This is a genomic window from Streptomyces sp. NPDC090445 (genome assembly GCF_044769385.1).
GTDB lineage: Bacteria > Actinomycetota > Actinomycetes > Streptomycetales > Streptomycetaceae > Streptomyces.
This window is the reverse complement of the sequence record NZ_JBIVXV010000028.1, coordinates 20890-41709: the sequence shown is the minus strand read 5'-3', so window position 1 is coordinate 41709 and position 20820 is coordinate 20890. Positions and strand designations below refer to the sequence as shown.

The window sequence follows — 20820 nt, the reverse complement described above, 5'->3', positions numbered from 1 at the left end:
CGAATACCCATGGGCCAGGCCTTTCGCATGAGTGCGTGCGTCTTTTGTCCGTGCTGCGCGGTTGATCCCTGCCCAGAGTGGACACGTAAGGTTATCGACCCCTCGGCTGGAACGTCTGCAGGGGCGCCCCTAGTGGCGCCAGGCTCTTTTCGGCCTTCTCTTGCGGATCTTGGCTGATCCGCCCGCCACGTGTGAGGGCTCCTCCGGACCGCCTGCCGTGCGGGCCCGTACAGAGCCTTACCACACCACACCGGCCCCACCGAACCGCACCCCCACGCTCCCCGAACTCCCGCCCCGACGTGCTCGGTTCACCGGACGTTCATCCCGCGGCCGCCGGTTCGGCGTACCCCGGCCCTACCGTCACCGCTGGATTCGGCCGATTCCCGTCGGCAACCGCGCAGTTACGGAGGACACTCGTGCGCAAGCTTCTGCCGCTCATAGGCAACCCGCATGGGGGCGGCCGCTCCGCCCTCACCTGTCGCTACCGCTGCGGCGACGCCTGCTTCCACGAGGTGCCGAACACCAGCGACAACGAGTACGCCGGCGACATCATCGCCCGCACCTGGTCCCGCCGCTCGATGCTGCGCTCGGCCGCCGTCGTCACGGTCGCCACCGCCGCCGGTACGGCCGTCGCCGTCGGCGGCAGCGGCTCGCAGGCCACCGCCGCCCCCGCCGCCGACGCCCAGGGCGCCGCCGAGGGCGCCGGCCAGGCCGCCCGCGGCCTCCGCTTCGCCCCCGTCGCGCCGAACACCGCCGACCAGGTCACCATCCCCGAGGGCTACGCCCAGAACGTGGTGATCAAGTGGGGCGACCCGATCGTCAAGGGCGCCCCGGGCTTCAACGCCGACCGGCAGACCGCCGCCGCCCAGGCCGGCCAGTTCGGCTACAACAACGACTTCCTCAGCCTGCTCCCGCTCGGCAGCGGCTACGAGCGCCAGCAGCTCCTCGTCGCCAACCACGAGTACACGGACGAAGTCCTGATGTTCAAGGGCTACGACCCGGCGAACCCGACCAAGGAGCAGGTCGAGATCGCCTGGGCCGCGCACGGCCTGTCCGTGGTCGTCGTCCAGGAGGACCACCGCAGCGGCAAGCTGACCGCGGTCAACCGCCACCAGCTGAACCGCCGCCTCCACACGACCAGCGAGTTCCGCATGACCGGCCCGGCCGCCGGCGGCGCCCTGCTGAAGACCTCGGCCGACCCGTCCGGCACCAAGGTGCTCGGCACCCTCAACAACTGCGCCGGCGGCACCACCCCGTGGGGCACCACCCTCCACGGCGAGGAGAACTTCAACCAGTACTTCGCCAACGGCGGCTCCGTCACCGAGCCCGTCCAGGCCGCCCGACTGAAGCGCTACGGCATCACCGGCGCCGCCTCCGAGCGCAAGTGGGAGCGGTTCGACAAGCGCTTCGACGTCGCGCAGGAGCCCAACGAGGCCAACCGCTTCGGCTGGGTCGTCGAGCTCGACCCGTACGACCCGCACTCGGTGCCGCGCAAGCGCACAGCACTGGGCCGCTTCAAGCACGAGGCCGCGCAGCCCCGCCTCACCGAGGACGGCCGCCCCGTCGTCTACATGGGCGACGACGAGCGCTTCGACTACTTCTACAAGTTCGTCTCCGGCAAGCGGATGATGAAGGGCAACAGCCGCGCCGCCAAGGAGCACAACCTCACCCTGCTCGACGAGGGCACCCTCTACGTCGCCAAGCTGACCGGCGACTCCCCGGCCGACCAGATCGACGGCTCCGGCAGGTACCCGTCGGACGGCCAGTTCGACGGCACCGGCCAGTGGATCCCGCTCGCCACCGGCAACGTCTCGCACGTCCCGGGCTTCACCGCCGAGGAGGTGTACGTCTTCACGCGCCAGGCCGCCGACAAGGTGGGCGCCACCAAGATGGACCGCCCCGAGGACGTCGAGCCCTCGCCGCGCACCGGCCGCGTCTACGTCGCCCTGACCAACAACAGCAACCGGGGCAAAGCGGGCCAGCCGGGCGCCGACGAGGCCAACCCGCGCAACGCCAACAAGCACGGCCAGATCCTGGAGCTCGCCGAGAGCTTCGACGACCCGGCCGGCGACGCCTTCGCCTGGCGCCTGTTCCTGGTCGCCGGTGACCCGAACGACCCGGCCACCTACTTCGCGGGCTTCCCGAAGGACAAGGTCAGCCCGATCTCCTGCCCGGACAACGTGGCCTTCGACCCGCACGGCAACCTGTGGATCTCCACGGACGGCAACCAGCTCGGCTCCCACGACGGCCTGTTCGGTGTTGCCACCTCCGGCGAGCGCCGCGGTGAGCTCAAGCAGTTCCTGACCGTGCCGCGCGGCGCCGAGACCTGCGGCCCGCTGGTCCAGGACAAGCGCGTCCTGGTCTCCGTGCAGCACCCGGGCGAGATCGACGGCGCGTCCGTCGAGAAGCCCGCGTCGGTGTGGCCCGACGGCCCCGGCAAGATCGTCCGCCCGGCCGTGGTGTCGGTCTGGCGCAAGGACGGCAAGAACATCGGCGTCTGACGCCGGTGTCCGGGAGGCTGCCCGCGGGCCGTCGCCCCGCGGGCAGTTGTCCCGTACGCCATGGCGGAGCGGGGCGGTGTTTCACGTGAAACACCGCCCCGCTCCCGTGCGTCAGCTCCCGTCCGCCAGACGCCCGACGGGGAGCCGGAGCGTGGTCACCGCGCCCCCGTCCGGAGCGTTGGCGAAGTCCAGGGCGATCTCCAGGACCGCCGCCTGGCCGGCCACGATGGTCAGGCCCAGCCCGTGGCCCCGGCCGCGGCCCGGGTCCCCGGTGCGGAAGCGCTGCGGGCCTTGTTCGATCAGCCGGTCCGGATAGCCGGGCCCGTGGTCCCGTACGGTCACCACCGGCCCGTCGACGGTCACCTCGATCGGCGGAGCGCCGTGCCGGTCGGCGTTGACCAGCAGGTTGGCCAGGATCCGGTCCAGCCGCCGCCGGTCGGTCAGCGCCTCCATGTCGCGGACCACCCGTACCGACACGTCCAGCCGGGTCGCGGCGGCCGCCCGCCGAACGGCCCGGCCGAGTTCCACCCGGGCCAGATCGGCGTGCTCGACGCCCGCGTCCAGCCGGGAGATCTCCAGCAGGTCCTCCGTGAGCCGGTGCAGAGCCGCCAGCCGGTCGTTGATCATCTCCTTGGGGCGGCCCTCCGGCAGCAGCGCGGCCGCGGCGAGCGAGCCGGTCAGCGGGGTCCGCAGCTCGTGCGCGACATCCGCGGTGAACCGCTTCTCCGCCTCCAGCCGCTCCTGCAGCGACTTGGCCATGGTGTTCAGCGCCTGCGCCACGTCCCGCACCTCGTCGTGGTGCGTGCCGTCGCCCGCGGCGTCGGGGATGTCGACACGGGCGTCGAGGTCGCCGGCGCTGATCCGGCGGGCGACGGCGGCGGTGGCCGTCAGCCGGCTGCTGATCCGGTTGGCGAGGAACAGGCCGGCCAGCGCCACCACCCCGGCGGCGAGCGCGGCGGAGGCGAGGATCGCGGCGTTGAGGTCCCGCAGCCGGCTGCGGGTGCTCTCGAAGGAGACCCACACGGCGAGGGGCTTGCCGTCGGCGGGTCCGGCGGCCCACATGACGGGCCGGCCGGCGTGCTCGCCGACCATGCTGCCGGTCCGGCCGCGGGCGACGAGCCCCCGCAGCCGGGCGGGCAGGTCGGGCGGGTCCAGGACGACGTTCAGGTGCCCGTGGGCGGTGCCGTACCGGTACTCGGTCAGGGCGTGGTCCAGGTCCCGGTCGGCGTCCTTGCGGACCTCGCCGACGACCTGCCGGGCGACCACGTTGTGCACGAGGATCCCGAGCACGGCGGCGACGGTGCAGCACACGGCCGTCGTGGTCAGGGCGATCTTCCAGCGCAGACTGCTCGTCACCCGCATGGTGTGCCGCCCTCAGCCCCGGATCGCCGGGCACGGGGTGGAGCCGGTCTTCGGCGTGGGGCACTCGTCGAGGGTGAGCTCGGCCAGGTCCATGGCGCCCGTCTCCGGGTTCCACACGTAGTCCGAGACGGAGACCTTCCTCGGGTTCGGGGTCGGCTCGCGCACCGCGAGGTGCTCGGCGGCGACCTCCACACCTTCCAGGACCCCGCGCCGCGACAGGATCCGGGCGATCGAGCCGTCGTCCCGGACGGTGTAGACGCGCAGTTCGCTGATCCGGCCGTCGATGTCGACGGCGGTGATCAGCTCGTCGCGGTCGTCGCCCGTCACGTCGTGCAGCACCGGCGGCCGCACCGGGCAGTCGGGGCCTCCGTCCACAGCCTGTGTGCAGAGCGCGAGCCGCCGGACCGCCCGGGGGTCGACGAGGCGTCCCGTGCCCGCGTCCTGCCGGGCGGCGGCGGTGATGTCGGCCCGTACGACGGCCAGCGCGTTCACGTCGCGCATGCTCCGGCCCGCGGCCTTGGGCAGCCCCGGGACCACCGCGGCCGCACCGGCCTGCTCGCCGGGGCCGGGCGGGGAGGGGTGGATGTCCTTCCACAGGGTCTGCGGGGCGTGCACGGTCCCCAGGTCGCCGTCGTCGCGCAGCCCTTCCACATCGGCGCACCCGGCCGCGGCCGCGAGGGCGGCGGCGAGGACCGGGGCGGCCACGGCGCGGCGGTGCCGGCGGCGCGGGAGGAGGGGCCTCATGCCCCGATGCTCTCCCGTCCGGGCCCCGACGGCCGGGCGGAAGGCCCGTTCGGGGGACCCGCCCCGCCCCCCGGGCACGCAGGACGCGGGCGCGCGGGCCGCGGGGCGCAGGGGGTGTGGGGTCAGGGCTCGGAGGAGGTGATTCCGCGCGCGCAGGCGACCTCCTGGCGGACCGGCTCCAGGACGGACGCCTCGTCGCCGGACGGCCCGGAGGGGGGCCGCAGCCGGTCGGGGGTCCGGGCGGTGCGCACCCCGTCGGCGAGGGCGTGCAGGTCGGAGGTCAGCGCCGTCACCTCGGCGGGCCGGGGCTCGGGCGCCCCGTGGTTGACGCGGACCCGGGCGGCGGTGGTCGCGTCGACGATCCGCTCGACGGCGACGACCAGCGGCCACCACGCCGCGGCCCGCGCCCCGGTCGGCGGCGGCTCGGTCAGCGCCCGCTGGAACTCGCTGCGTACGGACGACAGGTCGCGGTAGAGGCGCCGGCGGGCCTGGAGCCGCACGGTCCGCGCGGTCCGCAGCCCGGCCGCCGTGTCGGGCCGCGGGCCGCCGAAGGCCCGTTCCACATAGCGGGCGGCGTCGTCGACGGTGTCGGCGAGCCGGTCCCCGATCCGCGTGTGCCAGCTCTCGGGCCACAGCAGGTAGCCGAAGACCAGGGTGATCGCACAGCCGATCAGGCTGTCCAGCAGCCGGGGCCGGATGAGGTCGAAGCCCTGGTGGCTGAGGAGGTCCGACAGCAGCAGGATCACCGGGGTGATCGCGGCGGTCTGGAAGGCGTACCCCTTCGCGGAGAACGCGGGGATCAGCGCGGCGAGGACCGCCATGACCGGCACGTCCCACCAGCCGCGCGGCACCTCGGCGAGCACGGCGGCCGCGACGACGAGCCCGCCCACGGTGCCCAGCGCACGCAGCACGGCCCGGGAGAACACCGAGCCGAAGTCGGGCTTGAGGACGAAGGTGACGGTCAGGGCCACCCAGTACGAGCGCTCGACGGGCACGAGCGAGACCAGCGACTGGGCCAGCCCGATGCACAGGGCGAGCCGCAGCCCGTACCGCCAGGACGCCTCGGACAGCATCATGTCCCGCGCCGCCTGCCGGGCCCGGACGTGCAGGGCGGTGGGGCGGCCGAGCCGGTCGTCGTCGACGCTGCGCAGGGTCGGCTCGGGGAGGTGCACGACGGCCGCCGCGTGCCGCAGGGCCGCGTCGAGGGCCCGTTCGGCGGGGGTGTGCGGCGCGGGCAGGCCCAGTACGGGCGGCTCGGTGCGGCCCTCCTCCACGGCCCGGCCGAGGTCCCGGACGGCCGCCGCGATGCGCGGGGGCAGCGGGCGGCCGCGCAGGTGCACGGCGGGTGCCGCCTCGACGAGCGGGATCACCACGTTCAGCTGGGCCAGCAGCCGGACCAGCGAGGGGCTGCGCCCGTGGACGCGGGCGCGCCGGCCCAGGATCAGGTCGTAGGCCTGGTTGAGGGTCTGGGTGAGGTGCCGGCGGCGGTCGTCGTAGTCGGGTCCGCCGGCGGCCTCCAGGGCGTCGGCGAGGGCCAGGTAGGTGGCGGCGACGGCGGTCCGCTCGGGCTGCCGACCGCGCAGTGGCCAGCCCGCCAGGGTCAGGGCCAGCACGAACAGCCCGCCGGCGCTCAGCAGGAGCGGGGCCGTCCACCAGGGCTGCGGCAGCGGCAGGCCGGCCCCGACCACCGCGTTGAGCAGGAGCAGCAGCCCGGAGACGGAGGCGACCGTGCCGATCGAGGAGACCATCCCGGAGACCAGGGCGATCAGGGTGAGCACGCCGACGGCGAGCCAGCCCCGCCCGAAGACGAGGGTGCCGAGCGCGACGCCGACCGCGCCGAACAGCTGCGGCACGGCGATGTTGAGGATTCGCATCCGGTAGGCGTCGGCGGTGTCGCCGATGACCCCCGACAGGGCGCCCATCGAGACGAGCGCCCCGTACTCCGGCTCGTCGAGGGCGAAGCCGGCCGCGAGCGGGACGGAGAGGGCGATGCCCGCGCGGACGACGGCCGCCCAGGGGATGGGCGCGGGGTCGGGCCGCAGGCCCGAGAGCAGCCAGGCGGGCGGGGCCAGCGGGTGCGGCCGGGCTCGCCCGGACGGTATGTCTTCGGTGCGTTCGGTGCCCATGGGTGCTTCCGTGCCGCCGCTCGCTCGTCGGGTTTTCGGTTCTTCTGTACGGGTGCGCGCTCTCTGCACCGTTGCACGCGCTCTGCGCCGTTGACGGTTCTCTGCGCCGTTCTGCGTACTTGGTACCTTCCGAGCTTATGGGGTCCGGCGGCGCCGTCCGCTCAGCCAGGCGGCGAGTGCGACGGCCAGCCCGATCGCCAGGACCACCCAGGCGGTGGTGCGCAGGAACGCGGTGAGCGCGTCGTACACGGCGCCGGCCGCCGACCGGTCGATGTCGGCGGGCAGGTCGTCGAGGGTGAGCCGGCGGCAGACGGACACCGCGATCCCCAGCAGGACGGCCCCGAAGGCCAGCCCCAGGCCGGTGGCCGCCACGGCCCGGCGGCGGTTCACGGCGACGGCGACGGCCGTCACGGCCAGCAGCACGGTCAGCACGGGCAGCCAGACACCGGCGATCTGCAGCATGCGGAAGCCCTTCCGGAGTGCGCCGAGGTTGTCGTACTCCATCACCGTCACCGCCACGCGGGTCACCGGGATGCGGTCGGCGAACGGCACCTCGTCGGCGATCAGCTCCGCCCGTACCTGTTCGATGACCGGGGCGAGGTCGAGGGTGACGGCGTTGCCGTCGCCGGTGGTGAGCGCCTGGAGGAAGGCGGCGTGCGCGGCACGGTTGGCGGCGTCCCAGGCGGTTCGGTACGCGGCGGTGCCGGTGAAGGAGCGCAGGGCCTCGCCGAGCAGGGCCTCGACGCCGCCCTGGAAGGGGCCGGCGTCGATCTGCCCGGACAGGGCGCGGGTCGCCTGGGTGACGACGACCTGCCGGACCGCCGGGTTCCCGGCCAGCGGGGACATGGCGGCGGTGTAGCGGTCGGCGTTGCCCAGTTCGCGGTCGGCCCAGTACGCGACGGCGCTCGCGGGCACGAGCAGCGCCATGAGCGTGATGAGTACCGCCGACAGGAAGGTGCGCACGTCACCAGGGAAATCCGCGGCCGGGGCGGGCGCGAGCGGGGGTGCTGCGGGCGGGTGGCGGCACGCCGGTGCGGCTCCCCGACGCGGCGGATTCCCCTTGCGGAAAGAATCATGGACATTTAATGTCCAGGTTGTGAGGATGAGCGAGGGCGTCGAGTGGGCGCTGCACAGCTGCGTCAACCTGGCCTGGATCGGCCCCGAGCGGGCCGTCCCGGCGGCACGCCTGGCCGCCTGGCACGACCTGCCGGCCGCCTACCTGAACAAGCAGCTCCAGGCGCTGGCCCGGGCGGGGATCCTGACCTCCGCCCCGGGCCCGCGGGGCGGCTTCCGGCTCGCCCGCCCCCTGGCCGAGATCTCGCTCATGGACGTCGTCGTCGCCGTCGAGGGGTCCGCCGAGGCCTTCCGGTGCGCCGAGATCCGCAACCAGGGGCCGGGCGGCGGCCCCGCCGTCGACAACGGCCCGGAGTGCGCCATCGCGCACGCCATGGGCCGCGCCGAACTGGCCTGGCGCCGCGCCTTGGCGGAGCAAAACCTCGACGACATCCGGCGCGAGGCCGAGCGGCAGGCCCCGCAGGCCCCGGTGCGGCTGCGCACCTGGTTCGCCGGCCCCACCACCACCTGACCGCACCGATCGCACGGACCGACGTACGCCATCGACCGACCCAGGAGCTTGGCAATGACGCGCAGCATCACCAACCCGGCAGGACTCCACAACCCCGTCGACTTCGGCTACAGCCACATCGTCTCCGCCCCCGGCGAGCAGGTCTTCATAGCCGGCCAGTACGGCTCGGACGACAACGGGCAGGTCGTCTCCGAGGAGTTCGAGGCCCAGGTCGAGCGGGCCTTCGCCAACCTGCGGACCGCCCTCGCGGCCGTCGGCCTCGGCCCCGCCGACGTCGTCCGGATCGGCACGTACATCGTCGAGCACGACCTGGCGAAGCTGCAGGTGCTCACCAAGCACCTGCACGCCGCCTGGGGGACCGAACTGCCCGCCCAGACCCTGATCGGGGTCGCCTCGCTGGCCCTGCCCGGGATGCTCTTCGAGATCGACGCCGTGGCCGTGCGCACCGCCGGCAGCTGATCCACTTGCCGGGCCGGGGTGCCGGGTGTGCTCTGGATGGGGGAAGAGAGGAGCCCTGTCATGGCACATGCGGCACCCGTCGCCCACCGGCGGCCCCGCGGGCCGACGGCGCAGGCGCACCACCTGGACAGGGGCGCGCTGACCCGGGCCCTGCTGCTCGGACTCGTCTACGGCGTCTACGCGGCCTTCATGCAGCGGCAGATGGGCCCGGTCGACGCCGCCAACGTCTTCTACGGGATCCTGTGCGGCGTCATCTTCGCCGCGGTCATGTTCACCCTCGCCCGGGTCGGCCCCCGCATGATGAGGGAGGTGCGGGCGGCGGCGTACGGGTCCTTCGGCGGTATCGCCGTGGGCTACCTGTACAGCCTCACGGGCGACTCCATCCTGCGCTCCAGCTGGGTCGGCTTCATCACGGGTGCCGCCGTCGGCGTGGTGGCGTTCTACCGCTACTACACGCACGAGACCTGACGGGCACACGAGACCTGACGGGCGCACGAGACCCGACGGGCCAGGGACGCCGGTCCCCGCACCCCCTTCCGGGGTACGGGGACCGGCGCCGTGCCGGTCGGTGCCCCGCGGGCGTCAGTCCTCGGCGGCGGCCGGAACGGGTGACCCGCTCCGGGACAGGGCCGCGGTCTCACGGGCGGCGGTCGCGGGGGCGGCGGTCTTGGCGGCGGTCTCCTCGGGCTCGGAGGCCTGCTCCTGCTCCGGCTTCGGCTCCGGCTTCGGCTTCGTCCTCGGCGGGGGCGTGAAGCGGGTGACCTCGGCTCGGATCATGGCGTTCAGGGCGGCGTACGGGTCGATGGGCATGCCGGAACCTCACGGTGTTCGGGGTGTGGGGGGTTGCGCGCTGCTGCTCGGCCCGCTCAGCAGCGCAACACCACACTCCGCACCGTCCGCACGGACAGCGTCGGTTCGGCCGCCTCGTACGGGGCGGCGCGTCCCGGCCCCGCGGGCGGTTTCACGTGAAACACCGGCTGCGGCAGCTCCCGCGCACAGGGCAGCCCGCGCGCGGCCGGCCGGACGGCGGCCCGTACCTCGGGATCCGACGCCGGCTCCGACTCCCGCTCGGTCGGGGTAACCGGCTCGCTCGGCATACCGGAGGGGAGCTGCCGGACCGCATGCGCCCCACCGGCCGCCGGCGCGGCGGCAGGACCGGACACGAACAGGCACAGCAGTGCGACACAGGCGGCCGCAAGGGCCCTGGCCGCCGCCGATCGTGCATGCCGTGTCCCGGTCATGGCAGGGGTCTGCCCCGCCACGCCCGGCACCTCCCCACCCCGGCCGCAGAAGCGCCCGACCGGGCGAACGAAGTGACCCCTCGGTGTCACCCCGCCCGACCGGCGACGGGCTCCGCGGGCGGCTCAGCGGGGGGTGCGCCGCTGGCCGGTGAGCCGGGCCAGCACGGTGGTCTCACCGCTGACCAGCCGCAGCTGGGCCCGCCCCGGCCGCTGCCCCCGACCGGTCACCCCGGCGGGGGAGACCAGGTCCACGGTGAAGACGGCGGTCCGGCGGTCGGCGCGCGGGATCTCGACGGTCAGGCCCCGCCGCAGATCGGCGAGGCGGACGTCGGGCGCCGTGACCACGGCCGTCCCGGCCGCGCCGGGCATCACGGTGCCGGTGTCCCAGAGGGCCTCCGTCGCCGCCCGTGCCGACGCACCCCCGCCTGCTGCCGTGCCGTCGCCTGCTGCCGTGCCGTCGCCGAGGCCGGGGCCGCCGCGGACCAGCAGCAGGTCCACCCCCAGGCTGGGGATCCGGAGCCGCAGCGGCTGCGCGGGGCGCAGCGGGGTGATGGCGACGGCCCGGGCGGGCCGGGACCCCTTGTCCGAGGTGCGCGGCCGGCGGGGCTGGTCCAGCTGCTCGACGAGCCGCCGGTGCCCGGACAGCCCCAGGGCCCGCGAGGGCAGCGCGTCGGCGGAGCCGGCCGCCGCGGGCCGCGCCCCCTCGGTGCTGCGCAGCAGCCCTATCCCGGTGCCCAGCAGAACCGCTGTCAGCACGCCGACCACCCACTTGCCGCGGGGCATGGATTGTCCTCCCGGTCCGATGCACCGGCTCAGGCGGGCCGGTTCTCCTGAGAGCAGTGGACTCCCTCCCTGCCCCCCAGCACCCGTGACAACGCCGAAGATTGACGCCCCGTCACAGCCCGGCCGCCCGCGGCCCACCCGTGTTGTCCCAGCTGGCGACGGGTGCGCGGGTCCTTCCCGCACGCCGGGGCACGTACGCCCGAACGGGCTAGCGGGCGTGGCGAAGGGAGGACCCGCCCGGGTCTCCCAGCACCACCTCGCCCATCCGCCTCAACCCCACGAGCGCCACACAGCCGCGGCCGGCGCCGGACAGCCGCGCGATCCGCCGGTTCAGCCCGCGCAGCCCGTCCGCGAGCAGCTCCAGCCGGTCCTGCTCCAGGTGCCCGCCGGCCTCCAGGTACGCGGCGACGTGCGCACACAGCTCCTCGTCGAGGCCCGGATCCGCCCCGGGACCGGGGAGGGGCAGCGCATCGGGATCGGGGAGGGGCAGCGCACCGGGGCGGCCCCGTTCCCGCCAGAGCCGCGCGACCTCGTGGGCTGCCGCCGCGTGCCCGTCGGGCCCGGGCCAGCGCGGCCCGAGGAGGAACCGGACATCGGCGGCCCGCGGCTGCCTGCGGTGTTCGAGGTGCTTCTCCGCCCTGCGCCGCTCGGCGACCTCCGCCCGCTCGGCCATCGCCGCAGCCCGGCTGAGCTCCAGCTTCGCCAGGGCGCGGACCAGGGCGTCGCCGTCCCGACGGAGGTCTCCGGTCCGGCTGAGGAAGGACCAGGTCCCGTTGAAGCCGAAGGGCCGGTACAGGACGACGATGCTGCGCAGCGCGCTGCGCCGGTGCCCGAACGGCAGCGCCGGGTCGCGAACGCGCCGGGCGTGGACGGTGTGGCTCATGGCCCGACCCTACGGGCGTGTCAGACCACCACGAACGCCACCGCCGCCACCCCCATGAGGGCGGCGGCGAGGTGGACGGCCGGGTGGCCGTGGTCGCCGTACCAGAGCTGGCGGACCAGGTTGCCGAGGGCGGCCAGGGTCGCGATGACGGCGAATTGGGCGAGCAGGGTGATCGCGGTGAAGGGGGCCAGCAGCAGGGCGGCGGAGTTGAGCCAGAACGGGACCGCTCCCGTCCAGCCCCGCCACCGGCGGATCGCCGACTGGGCCTGCGCCTGCGCCGGCGGCCGGGTGCGTGCCCGTGCCGGTGCGTGCGCTTGCGTCCGTGCCTGCATGGATCACCGGCCCCTCATCGTCAACTCACCGGCGCAACAGCCTCCTTGGGGGCGGCGGCGGGGACAAGTGCCCGTTCGGCAAGAAAACCGAAGGCCAGGCCGAAAGTCGTCCACATCGCGGCCTGGATGGCCAGGGTCGCGAGGCGGAACTGCCACAGCAGCGTGCCCGGGAAGTCCGCCGGGACCTCGTCGACGGCGGGCAGGAACGCGTACGACACCGCGACCGCCGCGACGAACGCGAGGGAGGCGACGACCGAGGCGTTCCAGTTGCCGAGCCCGGGTGCCAGGCGGCGGCCCAGGATCAGAGCCCCCGCCCCGAGCAGCATGCTCAGCGCGATCATCAGCAGGAACAGCACGGTCCTGCGCGTGGCGGTGTCGGGGTCGCCGACGGCCGGGGGGTTGGAGGGGTACTTGAGGAAGGGGACCAGGACGACGGTGACGAACAGGCCGCCGGCGACCAGCGCCGCCGTGGCCTTCGGACCGAAGCGGCCGATACGGCCCAGGGCGTAGCAGAACACGAGGGCGGCGATGCCGCCGAGCGCGACGCCGTACAGGAGGGTGCCGGTGCCGAGTCCGGCCGTGGCCTGGAGGGCCCGGCTGACCGGGGCCTCCTCGGCGTGGTCGTGTCCGCCTGCGGCGGCCTCCTCCAGGGCGATGGCCGCGTCGACGCGGGACTCGCCGATGAGGTAGGCCACGAGGAAGGCGGCCGCGCCGGCGAGCAGGCCGGCCAGCATGCCGCGCACCAGCAGTGCGCGGGGGGAGATGGGATTCATGGGCTTCCCTTGATGGGTCGATCAGTTGACCGGTTGAGCCGGTCGGCCGATGGGCCTACGGGCTCAACCGGCCGGTCGGCCGTGGGCCGGTCGGTCAGTGGCCGGTCGGTCAGTGGCAGGGGAAGCCGAGCAGGTGGCGGCCGTCGTGCATCCACTCGTGGATGGTGTCGCCCTCGAACAGTGCGGTGGCGCCCTGCTCGACGCCGACGACGTAGAGCAGGGCGAGCATCAGGACGCCTGCGAAGAGGGCCCAGGGGGCGAGCGAGGAGAGGGAAATCGGGGCGACGGCGGCAGGGGCCGTCGTGGGCACGGCGGTGTCGGCCATGGCTGTACCTCCAGAGGGAACACGCGTCCCGGTCAGTGGTGCTCGCAACGACGGCGCGGGTCTGACTTCCCTCCCCCGGGGGAGGTTTCACAGTGGCGCGACCGTGCCGGTTTCCCACCGGACTTCCGTCGGACCGTCGTCTTGTTTGGTTGTCGTCCGAGACCGTACCGCGCTTATCCTCCCTTTATGAAGAGCGGCGTAGTACGAGTTCAGTTCGTTACAAGGCCGTTCGACGTATCCGCACGGCAGGCGCGTTTCGGCCACGGCGAGCCCTGCCCCGGTCACGAGGGCCTGCGCGGCCCGGACACCGGGCAGTGGGCGGGCCGCACCCTCGACGAGGTCGCCGCCGAGGACCCCGACGGCATCCGGCGCTGGCTGACCGACCCCGCGTACGCACCGCCCGGGGGCGGGGAGTCCCTCGCCGGGCTGGTCGCCCGGGTCGGCGGCGCACTCGCCGGCCTGCCCGCGGGCACGCACCGCCCCGTGGTCGAGCAGGCCGTCGTGCGGGCGGCCGTGGTGTACGCCCTGGAGCTGCCGCTCCCGGCCTTCTGGCGGCTCGACGCACGGCCCGACACCGTCACCACGCTCACCGGCCGGGCCGGCCGCTGGAACCTCCTCCTCGGCCGGGGCGGCCAGGACGGAGACCCCGGCTGACGGAACCGGCGTGCCGCGACGATCCAGTCGCCCGTCGCGATCACCGGCCGCACGCCGTCGCGGTGGACGGTGCCCTCGATCAGCCCGTACATCCGGGCCGCCGCGAAGCAGACCTCGATGCCGTGCTCCTTGCCGAAGGCGTACACCGTGTTCTTGGTGGGGCCGCGTCGAGGATCTCCAGGCCCCGGGCCGCGCCCTCGGGTGCGATGGTGCAGGGCGGCGCGATGTGGATGCGGTCCCCGGCGGCCGCCCGGCCCCGGTCGTCCGCCTGACCCGCGAAATCGCCGGCGGAAAAGCCGTGTTGAGCGGTTACGGTCCCCCTTGGCGGGCCGGAGAGGGCAGCCGCGGACGTCGACGCGAGGATGTGACCGGTGAGCGAAATGGAAGCCCTGGCGGGGAAGTTCGAGGCGCACCGCCCCCATCTGCGGGCCGTGGCCTACCGGATGCTGGGGTCCATCGGCGAGAGCGAGGACGCCGTACAGGAGGCCTGGCTCAGGCTGAGCCGGTCCGACACCGCCGCCGTGGACAACCTCGGCGGCTGGCTGACCACCGTCGTCGGCCGCATCTGCCTGGACATGCTGCGCTCGCGCACGACGCGCCGCGAGGAGCCGCTGACCGGCGAGGACGGGGGGTTCCGCCTCCCCGACCCGGTCGTCACCGGCCTGGCCGGCATCGATCCGGAGCACGAGATCCTCACGGCCGACTCGGTCGGCATCGCCCTGCTGGTCGTCCTGGACACCCTCTCCCCCGCGGAGCGGCTGGCGTTCGTCCTGCACGACCTGTTCGCCGTGCCGTTCGACGAGATCGCCCCGGTCCTCGGGCGTACGGCCGCCGGTACACGGCAGCTCGCCAGCCGGGCCCGGCGCCGCGTCCAGGGCGCAGCCCCGGACCAGGACGCCGACCGGGCGCGCACCCGGGAGATCGTCGACGCCTTCCTCGCCGCCGCCCGCGGCGGTGACCTCGGCGCGCTGCTCGACCTCCTCGACCCGGAGGTCGTGGCCCGCTCCGACGGCGGCACGCTGCGCCCGGGCCTGGTCCGCCGCGGCGCCCGGGACGTGGCCTCGCAGGCGATCATGTTCGCCCGGTTCGCGGAGGCCGCCCGGCCGGTCCTGATCAACGGCTTCCCCGGGGTGCTCTCCCGGTCGTCGGACGGCAGTCCGCTGTCCCTCATGGCCTTCACCGTCCGCGGCGGCCGGATCGCCGCCCTGGACATCCTCGCGGACCCGGAGCGCCTGGCCGCCCTCACCGCCGGCACCCTGCCCGGCTGAGCGCCCCGCCGGCAGTCCGGCCGTGGAACCGCGGGCCGGTGGGGGCCGGTCGCGCGGTCCCCCGCGCCCCTGCGGGGGCGCGGTACCGCCCCGGGCGGTCAGGCGGACCGGCGGGCGGAGAGGGTGTTGAGCAGGGCGGCGCCGCGTTCGGCGTCGTCGACGCTGACGGCGAAGTCCGGCCCCGTGCGGGGCCGTACGACCAGGCATTCCCCGGACCGGAGCATCACCGTCGTGCCCTGGCCGCCGATCCGGTAGCCCCAGCCGCCGACCTGGGCGGGCGTCCGCGTCTCGGCGCGGGCCGAGACGATGTCCGCGGCCCGCCACCGCCGCACGGGACGTCCGAGCGGCCCGAAGGCCACCTCCAGGCCCGTCTCCGTCACCCGCGCCTGAACGGAGGAACACCCCGACGCGGCGAGGGCGACGACCGCGAAGGGCGCGATCAGCGCCCACGGCGGGGCGGTGGTCAGCCCGGCCGCGGCGACCAGGACCACCACGGCGGCGATGAGGGCGGCGACGGCGCCGGTCAGGCGGAGCCAGCGGTTCGTGGTGCGCGAGAGCCAGACGAAACGCTCGCCCTCGGGGATCTCCAGCAGCGGACCCGCGCCCGCCTCCCGCACGGCGGCGGGCGGTTCGCCGTGCCGCCCGGCCAGCCACCCGAGCGCCCCGGCCCCGAGCGCGGCGACGGCCGTGACCAGCACCCCCGTGCCCGTCGAGGCGGCGTCCCGCCAGTCGGCCCGGTCCAGGTTGGCGCGGACGATCGACACCTGGGCCCCGGCCAGGAACACCCCGCTCACCGCGAGGGTCGCCGCGGTCCACGGCCGCCCGGGTGCGCCCCCGCGCCGCGCCGCGAGGAAGAGGCCGAGCAGCAGCAGCACCCAGACGGCCACGGGTGCCAGCGCCGCCGCCCACAGGGGCATCGAGCCGTCGGGCGCACTGCCGCTCCAGTGGGTGGCCAGCCGGTCGGGCAGACGGCTGCTCACCGCCGGCGGGAGCAGGGCGAGCACCGCGGCGACCGCCGCACCCCAGACTCCGGCACCCCAGCCGATCCGCATGCCGCCACCGCCACCCCCGCCGATGCGCGTGCCGCCACCCCCGTCGGCGCCGCTCGGTCGCCTCGTACGGTCCGTCATGAAAGCCCCCTGATCATCTCGATGAGTTCGCTCCGGCCGTAGCCCAGGCGCGCCGCGTCCTCGACCAGTCGGCGGGCCTTGCCCAGCAGCTCCGACCGTCCGTCGGCGCCCTGGGCGACGGTCACCCCGCGGCCGCGCCGGAACTCCAGCACCCCCTCGTCCCGCAGGGCGCGCAGGCCGCGCAGCACGGTGTTGGCGTTCACGCCCAGCGCCAGGGAGAGGTCGCGGGCGGGCGGCAGCCGCTCTCCCGGGGCGCATTCCCCTTCGGCGATGGCGCGCCGGACGGCCCCCGCCACCTGCTCGTGCAGCGGGCGGCTGTCGGTGGTGTCCAGTCTCAGCAGCATGGTGCCAATGACGCTAGCACCATCTGCCTCATCCCGGTACGGTCTGTCGCCGCGCGGGACAGGTGCAGCCGGTGGGGGCGGGGTGAGGGCCCGGTTCCCGTCGTGCACTTCCGGGCGGGCGGCCGGGAACCGGAGCCCCGTCACCGGCGTCTGCGGAATGGGTCGCTCCGATCGGGTGTTCGCAAGAGCGGACGGGCTGGCGGAGAACTCTCCCGTACATAAGGGGATATGGCGCTGCATCACGGCGGGTCAACCGCCTGGAGGCTCGCCGTGCCGACCCGTCAGGCGTGCTCCGGGCGGATGCATGTTCTATGTTGCACAGGCAAAACACGGGGGAGATGACGGGCGGCGCATGGCACGCGATTACGACAGTCAGCTGCTGGAGTCGGTGGCGGTACGCCGCCGCAGGATGCGGGACGCACTGCTGTTCGGCGCGCAGCGGGCGCGGCGAACGGCGGACGAGCGGCTCGGGAAGATGTTCGCGGGGATCGCCATCGCGGCCGTCCTGTGCGCCGGTTGCGTCGGCTGGTCCTTCATCCAGGCCACGCTGGCCAAGCAGAAGGCCGAGCAGCAGAAGCAACAGCAGCAACAGCAGAGCCTGTACCCGAAGCAGACGCAGCCGCCGAAGGCGCCCGGCCCCGACAAGACCTCCGACCCGGCGAAGTCCCCGGGACCGGCGAAGTCCCCCGGGCCGGCCAAGCCGTCCGGGGCGGCGAAGACGCCCGGCCACTCGGCCTCCGCGCCGGCCGCAAAACCGGCCAAGTCCCCTTCGCAGTCCCCGCCCGTGACGAAGTCGCCCAAGCCGACCCAGCCGTAGAAGCACGGCCCGAAAGGTCACAACACCGCGATGATAGGTTCCCGCAAGTGGTGAGCACAGCAACGACTTCCCGGGCGCAACTGAGCCGGGTGACCCTGGTCGGCGAGCGCCGCCGCGCCGACGTGGTCCTCCCGTCCGACACGCCGATCGGACAACTGCTCCCCGACGTCCTGCTGCTGCTCGACGACCGCGCCGCCTCCCGTCCGATGACGCGTCAGCTGATGACGTCGGACGGTTCCGCGCTGCCGCACGAGAGCACGCTGGAGTCGGCGGGCATAGCCGACGGCGCCGTCCTGCAACTCGTCAGGACCCACTCGGCGCCGCCCGCACCCGTCGTCCACGACGTCACCGACCTCGTGGCCGACGACCTCGACCTCCGGGCCTGGCGCTGGCGTCCCGCCGCGCGCAGGGCCGCCGCCGGCGCCGCGACCGTGGCCTTCGCCGTCACCGCCGCGCTGCTCGCCCGGCGCGAGACCGGCCTCGACACCCTCGCCGGGACCTTGCTGGCCGTCACGCTCGTCCTGCTCGCGGCCGGGGCGCTCGTCTCCCGGATCGGCCAGGGCAACCGCGGCCTGGCCACCGTGCTCCTGCTCGCCTCCGGCGCCCTGTCCGTCCTCGCCGCGTGGACCGCCGCCGACGCCTACCACTGGTCGGGCATCGTCCGGTTCGCCGCCGTCACGGGCTCGCTGACCCTGACCCTGGTCCTGCTCGGGTACTTCTCCCCGCTCGGCCGTGGCGGGCTCATCGGCGCCATGGCCGTCGCCGGAATCACCGTCCTGTGGGGGGCCGTCGCCGCCGTCCAGGACGATCCCGCGCGGCTCGGCGCCGTCATGGCGCTGGTCTCCGTCGTACTGCTCGGGGTGCTGCCGCGGCTCGCGCTGATGGCCTCGGGGCTCACCGGGCTCGACGACAGCCGCTCCGGCGGAGCCTCGGTCAGCCGCCACGAGGTCGGCAACGCCCTCGCCGCCACCCACCGCGGCCTCGCCCTCGCGACCATCGCCACCGCGGCCTCGGCCGCCGCCGGCGGATGGCTGCTCACCCTGGCCGAGAAGCCCAGCGCGTGGACCGTGGCGCTGGCCGCGCTCGTCGCCGTGGTGCTCCTGTCCCGGTCCCGGGCGTTCCCGCTGGTCGCCGAGGTCGTGGCGCTGCTCGCCGCCGCGTGCGTCCTCGTCGTACGCCTCGCCGTGCTGTGGATCCAGCACGACGGGGGCGCCGGGGCACTGGCCGTGCTGTGCGTGGCGGCGCTGCTGCCGATGCTCGCGCTGGCGGTGCAGCCGCCCGAGCACGTGCAGGTGCGGCTGCGGCGGATGGCGGACCTCGTCGAGTCCGTCGGCATGGTGGGGCTCTTCCCGCTGGCCATCGGGGTGTTCGGCGTGTACGGGCAACTGCTCGACAAGTTCTGAGTCAAGGCGCAGGCCGCGCCCCGGGCGGGGCAGCAGGCCGGATCAACGCTCCGGGCGGGGCAGCAGGTCGGAAGAAGAGGGGCAGTGGCAGACATGCCGAACGGAGACAACTGGCAGGGCAACGTCCTGCGCGACCTGAGGGCGGCCTCCGCGCCCCAGGCCCAGGACGGGACCCCCGGGGCCACCGCGGCACACCGGCCCGGACCCCAGCAGGGCCACGCGCAGCCCGGCCACCCGCAGGCCGCCGCGGCCCGGGACGGCCGGGCCGGCCGGGTCGACCAGGCCGCCGCTGAAGGCCGGGCTCCCGGTACCGGCCACCCGCAGCACGCCCAGGGCCAGGGCGAAGCCCCCGGCCACGGCCACCTGCAGGCCGCCCCGGGCCAGACCCCCGGCCACGGCTACCCGCAGACCCCGGCCGCGGGCGAAGTCCCCGGCTACAGCTACCCGCAGGCCCAGGGCGAGGCCCCCGGCTACGGCTACCCCCAGTCGGGCGCCCCTCAGGGCGTCCCCGGGGCCCAGCCCCAGCCCCACGGTCAGCCGCCGGTTCAGGCCGAAGCCCCCGGCTACGGGTACCCGCAGGCCCAGGACCAGGCCGCCGGCTACGGCTACCCCCAGTCGGGTACCCCGCAAGGCGGCCCCGGAGCCCAGCCCCAGGCCCAGGCAGGACCGCAGGCCCACGGCAGGCCGCCGGCCCAGGGCGGCCAGGCCCACGCCCGGCAGCAGCACGCGGCCCAGGGAGGCCACGTCCAGCCCGAGGCGTACGCGCAGCCGCAAGCCCAGCAGCAGCCCTACTCCCAGCCGGCCCCCGGCCAGGGCGCCGGCCCGGCGCACGCAGCGGCCCCCGGCCAGGGAGCCCAGCCGTACGCCCAGCAGCAGCCCGGGGCACAGGGCGGCCACGCCCAGGCCCAGCACCAGGCCTACCCCCCACCCCACCCCGCCCAGGGCGCGGCCCCGGCCCAGGGAGCCGACCCGGCCCACGGCGCAGGTGCCGCTCACGGCGCAGGTGCCGCCCACGCCGCAGCCGCCGCCCACGGGGGCGCAGCCCCGACGCACGGCCCGGCGGCCGCCCACGGCCCGGCGGCCGCCCACGGCCCGGCGGCCACCTCCGGCGCGCCCGCGGCCCCCGGCGCGCCCGCGGCCCCCCGCCAGGGCGGTGCCGCCCGGGCGACGCCCGAATCGCGGCCCGTGGTCGACAAGAGCCTGGTCGGTGCCTTCAAGGGGGCCCGCCGGGGCGAGCCGTTCGCGACCCGCGCCGCCCGCACCCTCTGGCGAACCGTTTCCTCATCCGCCTCCCGCGAGGTCGCGGACGCCACCCGCACCGCCGAACTGCTCCAGCAGTCCGTGACGACCGGCCGCCAGATCGCCGTCACGTCCATCCGCGGCGGCGCCGGCAAGTCCACCGTCGCCGCCCTCCTCGGCACCACGTACGCCCACTACCGCCAGGACCCCGTCCTCTTCGTCGAGGCCGACCCCGCCCTCGGCTCCCTCCCCATCCGGCTCGGCGCCGAGGCCCTCCGCTGGACCACCGGCGAGTTCGCCGACATCGTCGAACCGCAGATGTCCCTCCTCGACGTCACCGGCTACCTCGTCCAGCTCCGCGACAACGCCTGGCTGCTGCCCGGCAGCCAGGGCCGGATCGGGGCCATGCTGGACCTCCGGTCCTACGAGCGGGCCATGGTCGCGCTGCGCCGCTACTTCGGCGTGACCGTCGTCGACTGCGAGACCCTGCCCGCCGAGGTGGCCCGCGTCGCGCTGTCCGCCTCCCAGGCCCGCGTCCTGGCCACCCCCGCCGCCCTCGACGGCATCGCCAGCACCTACGCGGTCCTCCAGTGGATGCAGGGCCTGCCCCCGCACCTGATCGCCGGCACGGTCGTCGTCATCACCGAGCAGTCCCCGCACTCCGGCATCGACCTCGACGAGGCCGCCCGCACGCTCGGCTCGACCGGGGCGACCGTCCACGTCCTGCCGTACGACCGCCACCTGGCGAGCGGCGGCGTCATCCGTACCGAACTGCTGGCCGAGTCGACCCGGACGATCGCCACCCGGCTCGCCGCGGACGTCTTCCAGCTCTCCCAGAAGCGCCACTGACG

The 20820-nt window shown here is 75.0% G+C and carries 20 protein-coding genes and 1 pseudogene; 9 read left to right on the top strand and 12 right to left on the bottom strand.

The window, feature by feature from the left end; genetic code table 11:
• The first annotated feature begins 416 nt into the window (after positions 1 to 416).
• Positions 417 to 2501, top strand: a complete 2085-nt coding sequence (locus ACIQUT_RS33125) for a PhoX family protein (RefSeq protein ID WP_403568456.1) — start codon at positions 417 to 419, stop codon at positions 2499 to 2501.
• Between the two features lie 111 nt (positions 2502 to 2612).
• Here ACIQUT_RS33125 and ACIQUT_RS33120 read toward each other — a convergent pair whose 3' ends face one another.
• From ACIQUT_RS33120 to ACIQUT_RS33105, 4 genes are all read right to left on the bottom strand, one after another.
• Positions 2613 to 3863 (bottom strand): ATP-binding protein, encoded by a 1251-nt coding sequence (locus ACIQUT_RS33120; RefSeq protein ID WP_403568454.1) that lies wholly within the window; start codon positions 3861 to 3863, stop codon positions 2613 to 2615.
• A 12-nt stretch (positions 3864 to 3875) separates the two neighbouring features.
• A complete protein-coding gene (locus ACIQUT_RS33115) occupies positions 3876 to 4607 on the bottom strand; it encodes a hypothetical protein (protein ID WP_403568452.1) in 732 nt (243 codons plus the stop codon).
• 122 nt (positions 4608 to 4729) lie between these two features.
• A complete protein-coding gene (locus tag ACIQUT_RS33110) occupies positions 4730 to 6733 on the bottom strand; it encodes an FUSC family protein (RefSeq protein WP_403568450.1) in 2004 nt (667 codons plus the stop codon).
• A gap of 135 nt (positions 6734 to 6868) precedes the next feature.
• Entirely contained in the window at positions 6869 to 7696 is an 828-nt protein-coding gene (locus tag ACIQUT_RS33105) for a hypothetical protein (RefSeq protein WP_403568449.1), read from the bottom strand.
• 139 nt (positions 7697 to 7835) lie between these two features.
• Here ACIQUT_RS33105 and ACIQUT_RS33100 point away from each other — a divergent pair, with 139 nt between their 5' ends.
• From ACIQUT_RS33100 to ACIQUT_RS33090, 3 genes are read left to right on the top strand one after another with little or no spacing between them, the layout of a single operon-like run.
• The gene (locus ACIQUT_RS33100; protein WP_403568447.1) at positions 7836 to 8318 is read left to right on the top strand and encodes an RrF2 family transcriptional regulator; all 483 of its coding nucleotides are present in this window, start codon (positions 7836 to 7838) and stop codon (positions 8316 to 8318) included.
• Between the two features lie 54 nt (positions 8319 to 8372).
• Positions 8373 to 8777, top strand: coding sequence for a RidA family protein (locus ACIQUT_RS33095; RefSeq protein WP_403568445.1), 405 nt, complete (start codon positions 8373 to 8375; stop codon positions 8775 to 8777).
• A 60-nt stretch (positions 8778 to 8837) separates the two neighbouring features.
• On the top strand, positions 8838 to 9245 hold the full coding sequence (locus ACIQUT_RS33090) for a hypothetical protein (RefSeq protein WP_403568443.1): 408 nt from the start codon (positions 8838 to 8840) through the stop codon (positions 9243 to 9245).
• A gap of 114 nt (positions 9246 to 9359) precedes the next feature.
• On the opposite strand, the gene ACIQUT_RS33085 is transcribed toward ACIQUT_RS33090, so the two are convergent.
• The 6 genes from ACIQUT_RS33085 to ACIQUT_RS33060 all read right to left on the bottom strand — a co-directional run bounded on the left by ACIQUT_RS33085 (position 9360) and on the right by ACIQUT_RS33060 (position 13114).
• Positions 9360 to 9587 (bottom strand): hypothetical protein, encoded by a 228-nt coding sequence (locus tag ACIQUT_RS33085; RefSeq protein ID WP_403568441.1) that lies wholly within the window; start codon positions 9585 to 9587, stop codon positions 9360 to 9362.
• A gap of 554 nt (positions 9588 to 10141) precedes the next feature.
• A complete protein-coding gene (locus ACIQUT_RS33080) occupies positions 10142 to 10801 on the bottom strand; it encodes a hypothetical protein (protein ID WP_403568439.1) in 660 nt (219 codons plus the stop codon).
• 208 nt (positions 10802 to 11009) lie between these two features.
• Positions 11010 to 11684 carry a hypothetical protein gene (locus tag ACIQUT_RS33075; protein ID WP_403568437.1) on the bottom strand — a complete coding sequence of 225 codons (675 nt, stop codon included), beginning with the start codon at positions 11682 to 11684 and terminating at the stop codon, positions 11010 to 11012.
• A gap of 20 nt (positions 11685 to 11704) precedes the next feature.
• Positions 11705 to 12016, bottom strand: a complete 312-nt coding sequence (locus ACIQUT_RS33070) for a hypothetical protein (protein ID WP_403568435.1) — start codon at positions 12014 to 12016, stop codon at positions 11705 to 11707.
• A gap of 20 nt (positions 12017 to 12036) precedes the next feature.
• Complete coding sequence (locus ACIQUT_RS33065; protein WP_403568433.1) at positions 12037 to 12789, bottom strand: CbtA family protein; 753 nt, start codon at positions 12787 to 12789, stop codon at positions 12037 to 12039.
• A 109-nt stretch (positions 12790 to 12898) separates the two neighbouring features.
• The gene (locus tag ACIQUT_RS33060) at positions 12899 to 13114 is read right to left on the bottom strand and encodes a CbtB-domain containing protein (protein WP_403568431.1); all 216 of its coding nucleotides are present in this window, start codon (positions 13112 to 13114) and stop codon (positions 12899 to 12901) included.
• 186 nt (positions 13115 to 13300) lie between these two features.
• Between ACIQUT_RS33060 and ACIQUT_RS33055 the strand changes: the two genes are divergently transcribed.
• Together ACIQUT_RS33055 and ACIQUT_RS33050 are read left to right on the top strand one after the other, a co-directional pair.
• Positions 13301 to 13768 carry a histidine phosphatase family protein gene (locus ACIQUT_RS33055; RefSeq protein WP_403568430.1) on the top strand — a complete coding sequence of 156 codons (468 nt, stop codon included), beginning with the start codon at positions 13301 to 13303 and terminating at the stop codon, positions 13766 to 13768.
• Positions 13769 to 14139: 371 nt separating this feature from the next.
• The gene (locus ACIQUT_RS33050; RefSeq protein WP_403568428.1) at positions 14140 to 15036 is read left to right on the top strand and encodes a sigma-70 family RNA polymerase sigma factor; all 897 of its coding nucleotides are present in this window, start codon (positions 14140 to 14142) and stop codon (positions 15034 to 15036) included.
• 98 nt (positions 15037 to 15134) lie between these two features.
• On the opposite strand, the gene ACIQUT_RS33045 is transcribed toward ACIQUT_RS33050, so the two are convergent.
• Both ACIQUT_RS33045 and ACIQUT_RS33040 read right to left on the bottom strand, forming a co-directional pair.
• A complete protein-coding gene (locus ACIQUT_RS33045; protein WP_403568426.1) occupies positions 15135 to 16166 on the bottom strand; it encodes a DUF1648 domain-containing protein in 1032 nt (343 codons plus the stop codon).
• A complete protein-coding gene (locus ACIQUT_RS33040) occupies positions 16163 to 16510 on the bottom strand; it encodes a GntR family transcriptional regulator (RefSeq protein ID WP_403568424.1) in 348 nt (115 codons plus the stop codon). The genes ACIQUT_RS33045 and ACIQUT_RS33040 overlap by 4 nt, the downstream gene beginning before the upstream one ends.
• 352 nt (positions 16511 to 16862) lie before the next feature.
• On the opposite strand from ACIQUT_RS33040, the pseudogene ACIQUT_RS33035 reads away from it, so the two are divergent.
• The 3 genes and pseudogenes from ACIQUT_RS33035 to ACIQUT_RS33025 all read left to right on the top strand — a co-directional run.
• Positions 16863 to 17165: pseudogene (locus tag ACIQUT_RS33035) on the top strand (hypothetical protein); the annotation flags it as partial.
• Positions 17166 to 17374: 209 nt separating this feature from the next.
• Positions 17375 to 18730 carry a type VII secretion integral membrane protein EccD gene (gene eccD, locus ACIQUT_RS33030; RefSeq protein WP_403568422.1) on the top strand — a complete coding sequence of 452 codons (1356 nt, stop codon included), beginning with the start codon at positions 17375 to 17377 and terminating at the stop codon, positions 18728 to 18730.
• Between the two features lie 93 nt (positions 18731 to 18823).
• Entirely contained in the window at positions 18824 to 20818 is a 1995-nt protein-coding gene (locus tag ACIQUT_RS33025) for a cobalamin biosynthesis protein CbiA (RefSeq protein ID WP_403568420.1), read from the top strand.
• Positions 20819 to 20820 lie beyond the last annotated feature (2 nt).

What these genes read in the sequence shown, in the direction of transcription:
- ACIQUT_RS33055 (WP_403568430.1), top strand. Translation starts at nt 13,301, where the DNA reads ATGAAGAGCGGCGTAGTACGAGTTCAGTTCGTTACAAGGCCGTTCGAC.
- ACIQUT_RS33060 (WP_403568431.1), bottom strand. Translation starts at nt 13,114, where the DNA reads ATGGCCGACACCGCCGTGCCCACGACGGCCCCTGCCGCCGTCGCCCCG.
- ACIQUT_RS33025 (WP_403568420.1), top strand. Translation starts at nt 18,824, where the DNA reads ATGCCGAACGGAGACAACTGGCAGGGCAACGTCCTGCGCGACCTGAGG.
- ACIQUT_RS33085 (WP_403568441.1), bottom strand. Translation starts at nt 9,587, where the DNA reads ATGCCCATCGACCCGTACGCCGCCCTGAACGCCATGATCCGAGCCGAG.
- ACIQUT_RS33075 (WP_403568437.1), bottom strand. Translation starts at nt 11,684, where the DNA reads ATGAGCCACACCGTCCACGCCCGGCGCGTTCGCGACCCGGCGCTGCCG.
- ACIQUT_RS33090 (WP_403568443.1), top strand. Translation starts at nt 8,838, where the DNA reads ATGGCACATGCGGCACCCGTCGCCCACCGGCGGCCCCGCGGGCCGACG.
- ACIQUT_RS33070 (WP_403568435.1), bottom strand. Translation starts at nt 12,016, where the DNA reads ATGCAGGCACGGACGCAAGCGCACGCACCGGCACGGGCACGCACCCGG.
- ACIQUT_RS33115 (WP_403568452.1), bottom strand. Translation starts at nt 4,607, where the DNA reads ATGAGGCCCCTCCTCCCGCGCCGCCGGCACCGCCGCGCCGTGGCCGCC.
- ACIQUT_RS33065 (WP_403568433.1), bottom strand. Translation starts at nt 12,789, where the DNA reads ATGAATCCCATCTCCCCCCGCGCACTGCTGGTGCGCGGCATGCTGGCC.
- ACIQUT_RS33110 (WP_403568450.1), bottom strand. Translation starts at nt 6,733, where the DNA reads ATGGGCACCGAACGCACCGAAGACATACCGTCCGGGCGAGCCCGGCCG.
- ACIQUT_RS33095 (WP_403568445.1), top strand. Translation starts at nt 8,373, where the DNA reads ATGACGCGCAGCATCACCAACCCGGCAGGACTCCACAACCCCGTCGAC.
- ACIQUT_RS33080 (WP_403568439.1), bottom strand. Translation starts at nt 10,801, where the DNA reads ATGCCCCGCGGCAAGTGGGTGGTCGGCGTGCTGACAGCGGTTCTGCTG.
- ACIQUT_RS33100 (WP_403568447.1), top strand. Translation starts at nt 7,836, where the DNA reads ATGAGCGAGGGCGTCGAGTGGGCGCTGCACAGCTGCGTCAACCTGGCC.
- ACIQUT_RS33040 (WP_403568424.1), bottom strand. Translation starts at nt 16,510, where the DNA reads ATGCTGCTGAGACTGGACACCACCGACAGCCGCCCGCTGCACGAGCAG.
- ACIQUT_RS33120 (WP_403568454.1), bottom strand. Translation starts at nt 3,863, where the DNA reads ATGCGGGTGACGAGCAGTCTGCGCTGGAAGATCGCCCTGACCACGACG.
- ACIQUT_RS33045 (WP_403568426.1), bottom strand. Translation starts at nt 16,166, where the DNA reads ATGACGGACCGTACGAGGCGACCGAGCGGCGCCGACGGGGGTGGCGGC.